Origin of the sequence: Aphanizomenon sp. UHCC 0183 (assembly GCF_009712065.1) — a bacterium.
In the GTDB taxonomy this organism is placed as follows: domain Bacteria; phylum Cyanobacteriota; class Cyanobacteriia; order Cyanobacteriales; family Nostocaceae; genus Dolichospermum; species Dolichospermum heterosporum.
The window spans coordinates 13,173-26,160 of record NZ_VILC01000027.1 but is presented as its reverse complement, the minus strand read 5'-3'; the positions used below and the strand labels follow the sequence as shown (position 1 = coordinate 26,160).

The window sequence follows — 12,988 nt, the reverse complement described above, 5'->3', positions numbered from 1 at the left end:
CTAATGACTAAATCAGATCCTAATCGAGTTTTACGGCGTTTACCCTTAGTTGTTGGGGGTTTAGGTGCTGTGCTTTTGTTAATGAATCGGTTGTTAACACCGCAACTGACAAACTCCCAAGCACGAGGAGATGTGCTGGGGGTAATTCTGAGCGCGGTGTTAATTTTAACTGGTTTAATTTGGCAACAGGTACAGCCGCGTACACCTGAAACAGTAGAATTGATTGGGGAAGAGGGATTTTTTCTAGCAGCAGATTTACCAGAAGCCGCGAAAATAGAATTAGCTTGGGCATCGCGGTTATTATTAACAAATACAGTGACGCGATCGCTCATAGTCTACTATCAAGGTAAAGTTTTATTACGTCGTGGTATTTTGGCTGCTAAATCGGAAGTAGTCCCAGGAACAATTTTAAAAAAAGTATTAGAAACACAAAAGCCAATTTATCTAGTGGCTTTGTATGTCTATCCTGGTAAAATCGAATTTGATTATTTGCCAGAAAATACACAAGGTGTAATTTGTCAACCTATTGGTAAAGAAGGGGTTTTAATTTTAGCGGCAAATGCTCCCCGCAGTTACACTAAACAAGATGAAAACTGGATTGGGGGAATTGCCGATAAATTAGCTGTAACCCTTGGTGATTCTCGTTCCTAGACTCTGGCTAGGAATGCCGATTTTGAGGCTCTGCCTCCCGTTAATAGCGGCATAGCCGCGTGGTGAACATTCCCAGTCAGAGACTGGGAACGAGATTATCTCGATACTAATAAAAATTATGAATTATGAATTATGCAAATTATTTATTTACTCTTAGTTGCTGTCATGTTAGTAGGTATTATTGGCGCTGTAGTTCCAGCTATACCTGGAAGTAGTTTGATTTTAATATCTATTATTATCTGGGGAATCGTGAGTAATTCCTTTGCAGCTATTAAAATTCCCCTGATTGTGACAATCATTGTTTTACTTCTGAGTACAGGAGTTGATTTCCTTGCTGGTTATATAGGAGCAAAACAAGCCGGTGCTAGTAAGTGGGGACAAATTGGCGCGTTTGTGGGTTTGTTACTGGGATTTTTTGGATTACTACCTGCTTTACCTTTTGGTGGACCGTTGTTAGGAATTTTATTTGGACCACTGTTAGGAGCAATTGTAGGTGAGTTCCTTTACCAAAGACGATTATGGCCTGCGGTAAAAGCTGGGATAGGAATTACTGTGGGAACGGTTGTGGGGAATTTGATTCAAGGTGTTTTAGCTATCAGTGCGGTGATAGTATTTTTATTGACGACTTGGCCGCAGGTATATGGTGGTTAATAATCAAAGTTTGTGTATCAATCAAAAATCAGGTTATTCAGAGAAATTAGGTGAGAAGTTGCGCTTTAGTTATTGACACTCTCAGCGGCTAAAGCCGCTGAGATTCTTGGTTCAACGAGTCCACTTAACTTAGAACCCTTGCGGTATCTAAGCCAGAGGTGGTTCTCTCCCCAAGCGTTAACTTTCCCTCTGCCCGAAGGTAGTTGCATTACTGCAAATTTTGCTTGAGTTTAAATTCTGTGTTGTCTAGCTCCCATGAAGATTTTACCTATTCCTGGGTAGGAAACTAAAACTATGGAATAGAACCCTATATCCTCAATTGTCAAGGTACAGATTGCCGTTAGGCAGTTAGGTTTTTATACAGGTTGATTACCATTCCTGTTGTGAATAGTATAACATCATCAAATACAAAGGCGATAAACCTTTGCTCATTTTAACCAATCTTTATAAAAAGAAAAACTCTATGCGGTTAAAACTGCACGAGTCGCTTATATCTCAGGTCTAAAGACACTGAGTTTTACGCTTACCGGATATCTCTATAAGAGAACTCCACAAAAAGGATGAACTGCTTGCAGCAGCGCTAGTTCCCTCCGGGACGCACTCGCGTTCGCTATCCAATCTTGTGGGATGGGCATACTATGGCTAACGCCACGCTACGCTATCGACAAGCTCAGTACAAGTCTTGCCCGTCCTTGTATTATTAGCAGGCAAGATGCCCATCCTTGTATTATTAGCAGGCAAGATGCCTGCACCACAAGAAATTTTGGGATATTTTTTTAATTGGAAGTCTCTAAACGCAACTACTAGATTAAACTAACTGTAAACCAGCTTTTGCTTCTTTGGAAATCGCTTCCACCTCGTCATTCACCAAAGTTGCTAGAATAGACTTAGCTTCATCACTATCTAAGCGAGTCAAAGCTTGTACAACTCTGTAACGTACTTGCCAATCTGAGTTAGTGCTGTATGGAAGTAAGAGGGCAACTGCTTTTGGATCTCCCAATTCACCGAAGGAACTTATAGCCGCAGTTTGAATTAAACCATTATCGGAAGCGAGCGCTTGGGTAAGTAATTCAAAAGCTCGTGGATCTCCTAATTCTCCCAATGTGGCAATAATGCTAAACTGGACTAGCCATTCTGGTGTTTCCTGGTAAAGCTTTTGTAAGTCTTCAAAAGCGTCATGCAATTTTAGCGCACCTAAACAGTCTGCTGCGGCGGATTGCACATCTGCTTCAGGATCATGTAATAAACCCCGTAAGATAGTCAAGGATAATGGTAAATCCTGTGTTCCCAGGGTATCCATTTGACTTACAGCAGAATAACGGACACGCGCACTTTTATCCTGAATGGCAATTTGGACTAATTCTAAAGCGATTTGTGGTTCTAGATCCCGAATTTGGTTAACTGCACGCAAGCGATCGCCTAAATTGTCAGAACGCAGTAACTCTTTTATACTATCAGCAGATACACTCATTTAATAGTCCCTTGTCAGTTGTCAGTTGTCAGTTGTCAGTCGTCAATTGTCAGTTGTAAAAGAATATTGCTCTTACTTCCCCACACCTAGTAGTTCGTCAAATTTATTTTGACGGGTAATGATCGGAAAAAACTTCTGTTCTTCCCTCCCCTACCTCCCCTACCTCCCCTACTTCCCCTACCTCCCCTACCTCCCCTACCTCCCCTCCCTCCCCTACCTCCCCTACCTCCCCTACTTCCCCTACTTCCCCTACCTCCCCTACCTCCCCTACTTCCCCTACCCCCCTACCTCCCCTACCCCCCGTCATTTCCGGGTTGACAGACTACTAGTCAGCAGCCATAGTGCGAACAATATCACCACGAGTTAGAATACCAATGACCTTACCCACACTGTCAAGGACTGGGAGACGGTGAACTTTGTGATCTTGGATTAATTTCGCCGCTTCTCTTAATGGTTTATCAGGAGAAATAGTCAGGGGATTTTTACTCATCACTTCTCCTACTGTTTGTCCTAAAGCTTTATGTAAATCTCGTTCATACGCACCAGGATTTTGTAAATAAATCACGCTATCCAAAATCATAATATATGCAGGAGGAGTCACACCTGTTTCTTGCCACATCAAGTCTGTTTCGGAGATAATTCCCACTAGTTTACCTGCGTCATCAATTACAGGTAAACCGCTAATTCGTTTTTCTGCCAAAATTTGGATAGCTTCTTTTAAGGGAGTTTGAGGATGGACGAGAATAGGATCACGACTCATTACTTCAGCAACAGTTTTAGACACTTTTTTAACTTGCACCTTTTATAAAAGTCTTTTTCACTATTGTAGAAAATTATCGGTGACAAATAAATACTGTTAATAGATTGTTACTTTTCATCTGAAAATAGATGTAGCAGGAACTTAAACCAGAAAACAGATGAGGAGGAGAAAAAGGAAATATTGACAGGGATAAATAAGAGTAAATATGTCTTGTTAAAAAAGAAGATAATTTACCTATGAAGCAAAAAGAGAAATTGACAATGGTTCAGAAAGTCTTTCTAGTTATAGAGAAAATACACCTACTTAACGAGGAACTTCGAGGTAGTTATTCACTCCCCCCCTCTAAAATTATCGAAACCCTTGATCTCTCCTAAATTTTTAATTCCTAAATTTGCTTTGGTATCTGGGGAATGTGGGATATAATTATAATGGATGGGGATTTAAATGTGGGTTATAACCTGCTGAATGTACGAAAGGAATTTGTACGGTTGGCTCACCCGAAAGTTACGCCCGTGGACAAGAAGTAGTATTCTACCTTGGTGGAGGCGGGAAATAAACAGCAATGTATGGCTTGCGCCACGTTGTGCTATCAGCATTGTCTAAGTTTTATGGAGCAGAAGTTGTGACCCAGGAATTTCACCTTTCCGCAACGTCGGTGGGGCAAGATGACTATCTGGTGAGGACGGAACAAGTTGCGCCTGGAGTGCCGGTGGCAGAAGAACTGGTGCATTGGCCTGTGGCTGAGTGGTTGACTGCGGCAGGGGATTTAATGGATGATCCCTTGCAGTCGGTGTTGCAGGGGAATATGGTAGCCAGAAACTCTGTTAACTTGGTAGCCTTGGGACAAGATTTGTATAATGCGTTGTTTCAAGGGACGCTGCGGGATAGTTGGATTACCGCCCAAGGTATTGCCCAAAATCACCAACAGGTGCTGCGGCTAAGATTGGGACTGAAGGATACGCGGTTGGCGCGGTTGCCGTGGGAAATTATGCACGTTGGCGATCGCCCTTTAGCTACTGGGCCTTATATTACCTTTGCCCGTTACCAAAGTGGGATTGCCCCACCATCTCGTTTACCAACTCATAATCTGCCTGCGTCGTCGGAAGCACGGGGGATAAGAGTGTTAATGGTCATTTCCGCGCCTACTGATTTAGTCCGATTGGATTTACTCAAACAAGAAGCCATTAATCTCAAGGCAGAACTGCGCCGCCAAACATTAAAGGTGGCTGATGGTAATCATCATCTACCAGAAATTGAATTAACTGTTCTAGATCAACCGGGACGGGAAGAACTTACCCAAGCCCTAGAACAGGGACATTACCATATTCTCCACTATTCTGGTCACAGCAATTTGGGTGGCAATGGTGGACAAATTTATTTAGTGAGTAAAAAAACTGGTTTAACAGAAACTCTCAATGGAGATGATTTAGCTGGGCTACTGGTGAATAATAATATTCAAGTGGCAGTGTTTAACTCCTGTTTGGGGGCATATCGGGCGAGATCCGAGGTAGCGGAAGACTCAGGGGAACGGAATTTAACTGAAAGTTTGGTAAAACGAGGAATTAGAAGTATTTTGGCGATGTCAGAACGCATACCTGACGAGGTAGCACTGACGCTGACACAGTTGTTTTACCGCAATTTGGGTCAGGGCTATGCTTTAGATTTATGTGTAAGTCGAGTCCGTCAAGGTTTAATTTCTGCCTATGGTTCTCAACAGATGTACTGGGCTTTGCCGATTTTGTATCTTCAGCGAGAATTTGATGGTTGTTTGACACCACAAGTTAATTTATCTGGCTATTCTGAGTTGCTGAACGAGTATCAGCCGCCTAAGCAGACTAGTAGTGATAATTATTCTGCTGTAGCCAGTAATCTAGAAAGTATAATGGCTATAGATGATATTCTTAATCATAATTTTGAAGAGGAAACGACGGAGGTAGACTGGCTAGGGGAGGATACTTGGGGTGATCTTGTGGATGAGATTGAGTATGATGACCCTAGCTATAATGAGGACTCGGCAATAGTTTCTGATTTGTTCCGTCAGCTTGGCAATCCGGTGGCTAAACCAGAAGAACCAAGCATGAAGGCGGAATTAATCGAGGAGAGTCATCATTATCAGTCGGAAATGCAGGTTGCCCCCACGAAACAAAATTTAGATTGGGAAAATGTCCCCACTCAAATTACACCAACTCCTTTGAATTTTGAGAAGCGTGAGGTAAATCCTCAGTTATCACCGTCACCTGTTACTCCCAAGGGTAATCGCTCTTACTGGATGAAATCACCCTTGTTGCTATATGGTTTGGTAGGAGCAGGTGTAATTACTATAATTGTGGGGATTGGTTGGTGGTGGCATCAACGACAAGCACAGAAGTCTTCTGATGTTCCACCAATTCCTGGAGAAAATTTCACGAGTAATCAGTATCCACGCATTAATTTAGCTAATTCATCTACGGGAATTGTCACGGCTACAGCTACGGCACAGTTGAGTCAAGGTAATTTAAAGTCTGGGTTGGATGCTATTAATGAATTACTAAATCGTGGGGCTTTTACGGCTGCGGAAACAGCTTTAAATTTGATTCCTGTTCAGGATGCTGAAAATCCATCTGTGAACTTTTTCCGGGGGCGTTTAGCTTGGCAGTTAGTCCAAACGAAAAATAATAAGTATAGTATTGATGATGCCCGTCGTTATTGGGCTAGGGCTGTACAAAATCAGCCAGATTCTCTTTTATATAATAATTCTTTAGGATTTGCCTATTATGGAGAGGATAATCTCAATTATGCTAATGATGCTTGGTTTAAGTCGCTGAGTTTGGCTTTAAAACCTCAACAGAATCAAGGTTCAGGTCCAATGAAATATCCCCAAATAGCGGGAGAACCGGAGGCTTTGACGGCTTATGCTGGGTTAGCATTGGGTTTATATAAATCGGCGAAGAATCAACCTGCTGATAAACGCCAGCAATATTTACAGGAAGCGATTAAACTGCGGCAGATGGTGATTCAAAATGCACCAGCAGACTTTACTATTGAGAGGTTATCACAAAATTGGCTATGGACGGAACAGGCGATCGCTGATTGGCAGAGTCTGGGACAGGCGAAGTGATCACTTTTGCCAAAAAATAGTCCATAATGGGAAATGTAAAAAAAGTGCGAAATCCCATACATCAGGCTGAAATTAAATAACTATGGCTGTATTCACAGTGTGAGACAATGAATCTGCTTAGATATATAAACGACGTTATTAGAAGTCAGGAATCAAAAAAATGAAAAAAGTAGAAGCCATTATTCGTCCATTTAAATTGGATGAAGTGAAAATCGCCTTAGTTAATGCGGGCATCGTCGGGATGACAGTTTCTGAAGTTCGGGGTTTCGGACGGCAAAAGGGTCAAACTGAACGCTATCGGGGTTCGGAATATACTGTGGAGTTTCTCCAAAAACTGAAAGTGGAAATTGTGGTTGAAGATGCCCAAGTTGATATGGTTGTAGATAAAATTATCGCCGCCGCCCGTACTGGTGAAATTGGTGATGGTAAAATTTTCATCTCCCCTGTTGAACAAATTGTGAGAATTAGAACAGGTGAAAAGAATACTGAAGCTGTGTAAGTAGTCAGTAGTTAATACTGTGGATTAAAAAATAGCGTTGCTGAGTCCCTGGCTGTGAAAACAGAAAATCAGCAGCGTTTTTTTATCTTTATTTGACAAAGTGGGTAAGTAATTGCCAATTACTTACTTGCTTTAAGTCATTTATTTTGCCTGCAAAGATATATTGGAGTGCAGTGCGTGTTTGTAAATATCCCCTGACTAAATAATGTCCTGGTTGAAGATTAATGTCATCTATAGCTTGAGTGAATTTAACGGTAGTTCCACAAAAGGTTTTATTGACTGGTAAATTAACTTTGATAAGCCGATCATATACATAGTTATTTGGCAGCATAAATACAGCATATACATGATGTTGACCCAACCAGGGACGGACTAATATTTTCTCAGGATGGATATAAGATTGTGTAATTTGGCTAACCATAAATCCCCCTTTTTCACAGGGAAAACTTGGGGATTTATCTAAGAACTTAACAAAGCCAATTATGATCACTAAAGTCAAAGAAAATAAAAAATAAGGGAGTTGACGGTTTCGCACTGCTAGTATCAATAACTATTCATGGTTTCCATTTTAATAGGATACCCAAAATAATAAAGTGTGTTACTACACAGCCACTATTGCGATCGCTCATACAGCGATTTCCAATCATATAAGGTACATCTTAGCCCCCTCATCGCTTGCGGGGAGGGGGTTGGGGGTGGGGTTCTTGTTCCGGGTTTGATGACAATTTGCTGTAATTGTAATATTCAATAAATCATTTTATTACCCGTAATTACTGCCATGAATAGGAATTCGGTTTGAATCGCTGTGTTAAATCTTGCCACAGGTCAGGCATAATCCTGTTTATGTTGATTATCAGCCATAGTCGGGCGATGACCACCCTCTATGGACACACTAGAATTATATGTTAGTGAAGGAAAAACTGTACAGAAAGGACAAGCGATCGCTGCTGTTCTACAGGCTTAAGTAGTGAGACAGAATTAGTTACACAATGTCATTGCAAATGGAACGAAGTGAAATCAAGCAATCGCCAGGGTTGTGATTGCTTCCCTTCGCTCGCAATGACTGTAAATATTTTTGTCCAATTACTTACACCCGTTGACCCAGTAAATTACTCATAATTTAATTTTATTTAAATTGAAAAAGTGTGCTATGGTAATAGAGGTATAAGGGCGCGTGGCTCAGTGGATAGAGCAACAGGTTCCGGTCCTGTAGATCGGGGGTTCGAATCCCTCCGCGCTCATTTTTATTTTCTTTGTACTTTTACTTAATTTGTCTCAAAAAAACTACAATACCACCTGAAATTAACGAAACTCCCAACCAAATTAAAGGTTGTACTAAACCAATTTTTGTTCCTTGCTGATTCTCGTTGACATTTTGCCCCGGTTGAGAAATATCTACAGCCTTTCCTGTAGCCACAGTGACAACAAACTTTAACTCAAAAGGTTTAAAACTTCCCTCAATCACAGGTTTACCACTCAATTGCAACTGATAAGCCCCTGGTTTGGGAAAAGTTACTTCTGTTCCTGGTATGCCTTCATACCGTTCAGCCTGAATAGATTTTAATCGAGGTTCAATTAATGCTGGTTCTCCTGCTACATGAGGTTCAGCATAAATAGCCAACCGACAATTACAATCTTTTAAAGGAATTACCTTACCACCCTTTCGCGTCAGGGCAAACCAAGTTTGAGTAACTTCCCCAGCGCGGGGATTATCATTAGGTTCTAAATGGACAGTACCACCCACATCTTCGGATATTTTCACCGTGTGGGCTAAAACTTGAGTATTTGTAGTAACTATCAAACTAGATAAAATTAATAATAATAGATACCTGATTTTGCTGTTACATTGAGTAGAACGAGTCAATTTACCGCGACTTATTGGGAGGAACATAAAATTTTTCTAGATGTAAATATAACCAAAAATACCGTGAGCGCACTAATAATACACCAGAAATAATTATCCCCAGGAACACGGCTGCTAACTGGTTTTGCCAACTTAATCTGAAAGCACCCAGGTAATGAGAACCAATCATCAGCGTATGAATAGCACTCAATAACAAAGCTGGTACACTCAGGAGATGAATTTGTCGCCAACGCTTACCTAATGACTTTTGCAGAAAGTCGAAACTTGTACAAGCAGCAGGAAGCATTAATAATAATGCCATAGCTCCTGCAATCATCCCCCATTGAAATTCTAACTTTAAAAACCAAAAAGCGTTGAAATTCCACGCTAGAGAATGTTCAACATGATGAATAGTATGTACCCCAGCCAGAACAAAAGCCCCAACTCCCAAAGCTCGACGGTAACGCAGAGGTGCAGACCAAAAACTATTCACAGGACGGGCAATCAATGAGAGAATTAAACAAATTAGAGAAGCGTGTCCGCTATAGTCTGTCATGGTATCCCCCGTTCGTAAGAGGGTAATAGCCCCAATTATTAGAGTTAGCCAACCACCCAAGCGAAATAATTGACTGCGGCGATCTTTACTCATTAAAGCCGTAGAAACACCTACACCTAGCATGATGGGCAGCGTGCCAATTCCAAAAGCTAACATTGTCGCTGTTGCTTGCCACAAATTCCCTGTCGCCGCAGCCTTAATTTGAGCCGCATATAAAAAACCACAGGGCATTAATCCCCATGTCATGCCCAAAAGTGTCGGTGTCCACCATTGAGTTTGTGCAGATAACTTGAGCATGGCTGCACTGAGACGGTTGTGTAAATTCCCTTTTAAGATGGGGTGTAGTAGGGGAATATGCGGTAATAAATCTGGTTTCACCTGTCCTAAACCAAACCAAATCAGAATTATGCCTGTAATTATGGCTATCCAACGCCGCAAATCACTACCGACTCCTGCAAGTTGTCCACCTTCTACTAATACCGAACTGATTGTGCCAATACCAGCACCTACTAAAGCGTAACTCAACATTCGCCCCAAGTTGAGTAAGGTATGAAACTTTAATTGCTGTTGCCAAGTTGGATTTTCCTGCTGTTTAGAAAGAGAAAAAGCTACTGTTAAGGGTCCACACATTCCAAAGCAATGTCCAAAACTGCCCAAGAAACCTAGTAATGTGATGAGTAATAAATCTAGCATATTCATGATGGGAACTGGGAATTGGCAATTGGGAAAGTATACTTTTTACATCTCTGATCATGATGTCCATGTCAAAAGACAAGCTGTCAAACTTGGTGTAGTTTTAATATTTGATTTCCTATAGTTGGGGTTAAATCATGATCAAGAAATGGTTGTGGGTGTTGCTAGGGGTCATGATTGTTTTGACTATTGGCGGTTTTTTTCCGCAATCGGAGATTGTCCCGATAGTTAAAAACGCTCCTGTACAGCAGCCTCAAACCCCAGGGACACCCCGAAATGTGAATAATACTCTATTGGTTGATAGTAATCAACTTTTCGCTCATGTTCAAAAATTGAATTTTCAGCGTTATGGCAAAATGGAGCGAATGTACACTCGTTCATACATCACAAATGAACTACGCAAATTTGGCTGGCAACCTCAACTAGAAAAATTTCCTCAAGGTGTAAATATTTTTACCCAACGACCAGGAACAAACAAAACCGCCGGAGCAATTCTCATTGCCGCCCATTATGACACAGTTCCTGCCTCTCCGGGTGCAGATGATAACGCCACTGGTATAGCTGTAATATTAGAAATTGCCAGACTTTTTAATTCTGCTTCTACACCGAAAACATTACAATTAGCATTTTTTGATCAAGAGGAAACAGGACTTTTAGGCAGTAAAGCTTTTGTGAGCCAACCAACCCATTTAAAAAATCTTCAAGGCGCAATTATTATAGATATGGTGGGTTACGCTTGTTATACTTCTGGTTGTCAAAAATATCCGACTGGCTTGCCTGTAACCCCACCTAGCGACAAAGGAGATTTTTTAGCAGTAGTCGGTGATTTAGAAACCTTACCTTTATTAAATACTTTTTCCAACTCCAGTGAGAATTTACCAAAAATTCTCAAATTACCGATTCCCTTCAAAGGTTTATTAACACCAGATACCCTCCGCAGTGATCATGCTCCATTTTGGTATCAAGGAGTGGGGGCTGTTCTGGTTACAGATACTGCAAATTTACGTAATCCTCATTACCATCAACCTAGTGATATTCCTGAAAATATCCACAGGGAATTTTTTACAGGTGCAGCACAAATCATTATTAATGCTACTTCTAGTTTGTTAAAATAAATTCTTTCAGAGTCAATCTTATGAAAATATTACTTGTGGAAGACGATGAACGTATTGCCAAACCCTTAGCAGAAGATTTAAAATATCAACGTTATGTTGTAGATATTGCCAAGGATGGAATTGAAGGTTGGGAATATAGTCAATCAACACAGTATGACATACTTTTATTAGATTTAATGCTACCAAAGTTAGATGGAATTAGTTTATGTAAACGTTTACGATCTATTAAATATAACGCCCTAATTTTAATGCTCACAGCCAGAGATACGACAGCAGATAAAGTAATTGGATTAGATGCAGGGGCTGATGATTATTTAATTAAACCATTTGATTTAGAAGAATTAACAGCCCGGGTACGAGCTTTATCTCGCCGAAATTTAGAAATTCGTCCCCCCATACTAGTTTATGGTAAATTACAACTAGATCCTTGCAGTTTTAATATTAGCTATCAAGATCAAACTCTATTATTAACACCTAAAGAATATATGATTTTAGAGTATTTTATGAAAAATCCCCAGCAAGTCTTAACTCGCACATCTATTTTGAATAAATTATGGGAATTTGATAAAATTTCCGGTGAAGATACTGTCAAAACTCACATCAATAATTTACGCAAAAAATTAAAAGCTGTGGGAGCATCTGAAAAAATTATCGAAACTGTTTATGGTATCGGATATCGTTTAGGAAATAACTAATGCTGTGGGCAATTAAATATCGCTTATTATTCTCTTATTTATTAGTATTTGGGTCAATATTAGGAGTATTTACATCAGCAGTCAGGATTTTTGTCACTCAAAGTCTTGAACAAGAAATCACCGAAAAATTAATTGATTTAGCGGAAGGTACTGCTGGTAGTTCAGAATATATTAATGGTAAAATCGAACTAGATAATGGTTTTCCTGTTCAAGATATTACCAATCGTCATCAAGGGTTACAATGGTTTAACCGAGAAGGAAATTTCCTGCAACAACAAGGTGAAAATTTACCAAATTTACCTCTTTATCCTCATGTAAGAAAACAACTTCAATCAGGTAAAAATCCAATTATCGCAATTACATCACCCATAATTGGCAGCAATGATGGTAAGCTAATTGGATATGTAAGAGCTAGTGAATCACTAGAAAATCTCAACAAAACTTTAAATAAACTTGATTGGGGTTTAGTTGTGTTTTTCATTGTTTTATGTTCCTTGATGTTGATTTTATGTAAGAGTATGAGTTGGTAAATACTAAAAAGTGGGAACAGAATTACTTTTTAACTGAATGATGTTGAATTGAAGAAATATTTTTTTTACCACTAACTGGTCTATGTTTGCGGCTTCTAACTGGATGTTTTTTCATCATGGCATGGTGATGATTATTAGCTTGAACTTCAGCCGCAAAAGCGTTCTGGCAGATTCCACCCAAAGTTAAAAAACTGATTAAACCAAGGCTGAAAATTGCTTTAGTTGTGCTTTTCATTGTTTTATGGTGTTGATTTTGTTTCAGCAAGATTGTTTTCTTGCATAGTCTTAACGATAGGCGGTAAAAGTAAAGAATTCGGAAAGATTTTTAAATAGTTTAAAAAATCTATAGGACTCCTATTTGATTTTTGATAGCTTGCGTGGCGTAGCCATACAAGACTCAGTAGGTATCAATTCTGTCTTTCCTGTT

General features: G+C 40.1%; 13 protein-coding genes and 1 tRNA gene. 8 read left to right on the top strand and 6 right to left on the bottom strand.

Annotated features, from left to right (window positions below):
• Positions 1 to 3: 3 nt before the first annotated feature.
• A complete protein-coding gene (locus tag FJR37_RS11665) occupies positions 4 to 651 on the top strand; it encodes a cofactor assembly of complex C subunit B (RefSeq protein WP_053539115.1) in 648 nt (215 codons plus the stop codon).
• 132 nt (positions 652 to 783) lie between these two features.
• Positions 784 to 1,302 carry a DUF456 domain-containing protein gene (locus FJR37_RS11660; protein WP_168466085.1) on the top strand — a complete coding sequence of 173 codons (519 nt, stop codon included), beginning with the start codon at positions 784 to 786 and terminating at the stop codon, positions 1,300 to 1,302.
• A gap of 808 nt (positions 1,303 to 2,110) precedes the next feature.
• Here FJR37_RS11660 and nblB read toward each other — a convergent pair.
• Positions 2,111 to 2,773, bottom strand: a complete 663-nt coding sequence (gene nblB / locus FJR37_RS11655) for a phycobilisome degradation protein NblB (protein WP_168466084.1) — start codon at positions 2,771 to 2,773, stop codon at positions 2,111 to 2,113.
• A 325-nt stretch (positions 2,774 to 3,098) separates the two neighbouring features.
• Positions 3,099 to 3,533, bottom strand: coding sequence for a CBS domain-containing protein (locus FJR37_RS11650; RefSeq protein ID WP_039201742.1), 435 nt, complete (start codon positions 3,531 to 3,533; stop codon positions 3,099 to 3,101).
• 622 nt (positions 3,534 to 4,155) lie between these two features.
• Here FJR37_RS11650 and hetF point away from each other — a divergent pair.
• Positions 4,156 to 6,630, top strand: a complete 2,475-nt coding sequence (gene hetF, locus FJR37_RS11645) for a cell division protein HetF (protein WP_168466115.1) — start codon at positions 4,156 to 4,158, stop codon at positions 6,628 to 6,630.
• 160 nt (positions 6,631 to 6,790) lie between these two features.
• Complete coding sequence (locus FJR37_RS11640; RefSeq protein WP_039201734.1) at positions 6,791 to 7,129, top strand: P-II family nitrogen regulator; 339 nt, start codon at positions 6,791 to 6,793, stop codon at positions 7,127 to 7,129.
• A gap of 88 nt (positions 7,130 to 7,217) precedes the next feature.
• On the opposite strand, the gene FJR37_RS11635 is transcribed toward FJR37_RS11640, so the two are convergent.
• Positions 7,218 to 7,550, bottom strand: a complete 333-nt coding sequence (locus FJR37_RS11635) for a hypothetical protein (RefSeq protein WP_235335099.1) — start codon at positions 7,548 to 7,550, stop codon at positions 7,218 to 7,220.
• Positions 7,551 to 8,297: 747 nt separating this feature from the next.
• Here FJR37_RS11635 and FJR37_RS11625 point away from each other — a divergent pair.
• Positions 8,298 to 8,370, top strand: a tRNA-Arg gene (locus FJR37_RS11625).
• A gap of 20 nt (positions 8,371 to 8,390) precedes the next feature.
• On the opposite strand, the gene FJR37_RS11620 is transcribed toward FJR37_RS11625, so the two are convergent.
• Together FJR37_RS11620 and FJR37_RS11615 are read right to left on the bottom strand one after the other, a co-directional pair.
• On the bottom strand, positions 8,391 to 9,020 hold the full coding sequence (locus FJR37_RS11620) for a hypothetical protein (protein ID WP_168466083.1): 630 nt from the start codon (positions 9,018 to 9,020) through the stop codon (positions 8,391 to 8,393).
• The gene (locus FJR37_RS11615) at positions 8,995 to 10,221 is read right to left on the bottom strand and encodes a sulfite exporter TauE/SafE family protein (RefSeq protein WP_039201738.1); all 1,227 of its coding nucleotides are present in this window, start codon (positions 10,219 to 10,221) and stop codon (positions 8,995 to 8,997) included. Before FJR37_RS11615 ends, FJR37_RS11620 begins: the two co-directional genes overlap by 26 nt.
• A gap of 137 nt (positions 10,222 to 10,358) precedes the next feature.
• On the opposite strand from FJR37_RS11615, the gene FJR37_RS11610 reads away from it, so the two are divergent.
• From FJR37_RS11610 to FJR37_RS11600, 3 genes are read left to right on the top strand one after another with little or no spacing between them, the layout of a single operon-like run.
• Entirely contained in the window at positions 10,359 to 11,336 is a 978-nt protein-coding gene (locus tag FJR37_RS11610) for a M20/M25/M40 family metallo-hydrolase (protein WP_168466082.1), read from the top strand.
• A gap of 20 nt (positions 11,337 to 11,356) precedes the next feature.
• On the top strand, positions 11,357 to 12,031 hold the full coding sequence (locus tag FJR37_RS11605; RefSeq protein WP_039201730.1) for a response regulator transcription factor: 675 nt from the start codon (positions 11,357 to 11,359) through the stop codon (positions 12,029 to 12,031).
• The gene (locus FJR37_RS11600) at positions 12,031 to 12,561 is read left to right on the top strand and encodes a hypothetical protein (protein WP_052149889.1); all 531 of its coding nucleotides are present in this window, start codon (positions 12,031 to 12,033) and stop codon (positions 12,559 to 12,561) included. Before FJR37_RS11605 ends, FJR37_RS11600 begins: the two co-directional genes overlap by 1 nt.
• Before the next feature lie 22 nt (positions 12,562 to 12,583).
• Here the strand turns inward: FJR37_RS11600 and FJR37_RS11595 are convergent, their stop codons facing one another.
• Positions 12,584 to 12,796, bottom strand: a complete 213-nt coding sequence (locus FJR37_RS11595; protein ID WP_039201729.1) for a hypothetical protein — start codon at positions 12,794 to 12,796, stop codon at positions 12,584 to 12,586.
• Positions 12,797 to 12,988: the final 192 nt, after the last annotated feature.

Coding starts and splice junctions, on each gene's coding strand:
- FJR37_RS11605 (WP_039201730.1), top strand. CDS start 11,357: ATGAAAATATTACTTGTGGAAGACGATGAACGTATTGCCAAACCCTTA.
- FJR37_RS11640 (WP_039201734.1), top strand. CDS start 6,791: ATGAAAAAAGTAGAAGCCATTATTCGTCCATTTAAATTGGATGAAGTG.
- FJR37_RS11595 (WP_039201729.1), bottom strand. CDS start 12,796: ATGAAAAGCACAACTAAAGCAATTTTCAGCCTTGGTTTAATCAGTTTT.
- FJR37_RS11620 (WP_168466083.1), bottom strand. CDS start 9,020: ATGTTCCTCCCAATAAGTCGCGGTAAATTGACTCGTTCTACTCAATGT.
- FJR37_RS11660 (WP_168466085.1), top strand. CDS start 784: ATGCAAATTATTTATTTACTCTTAGTTGCTGTCATGTTAGTAGGTATT.
- FJR37_RS11665 (WP_053539115.1), top strand. CDS start 4: ATGACTAAATCAGATCCTAATCGAGTTTTACGGCGTTTACCCTTAGTT.
- FJR37_RS11610 (WP_168466082.1), top strand. CDS start 10,359: ATGATCAAGAAATGGTTGTGGGTGTTGCTAGGGGTCATGATTGTTTTG.
- FJR37_RS11635 (WP_235335099.1), bottom strand. CDS start 7,550: ATGGTTAGCCAAATTACACAATCTTATATCCATCCTGAGAAAATATTA.
- nblB (WP_168466084.1), bottom strand. CDS start 2,773: ATGAGTGTATCTGCTGATAGTATAAAAGAGTTACTGCGTTCTGACAAT.
- FJR37_RS11650 (WP_039201742.1), bottom strand. CDS start 3,533: ATGAGTCGTGATCCTATTCTCGTCCATCCTCAAACTCCCTTAAAAGAA.
- FJR37_RS11615 (WP_039201738.1), bottom strand. CDS start 10,221: ATGCTAGATTTATTACTCATCACATTACTAGGTTTCTTGGGCAGTTTT.
- FJR37_RS11600 (WP_052149889.1), top strand. CDS start 12,031: ATGCTGTGGGCAATTAAATATCGCTTATTATTCTCTTATTTATTAGTA.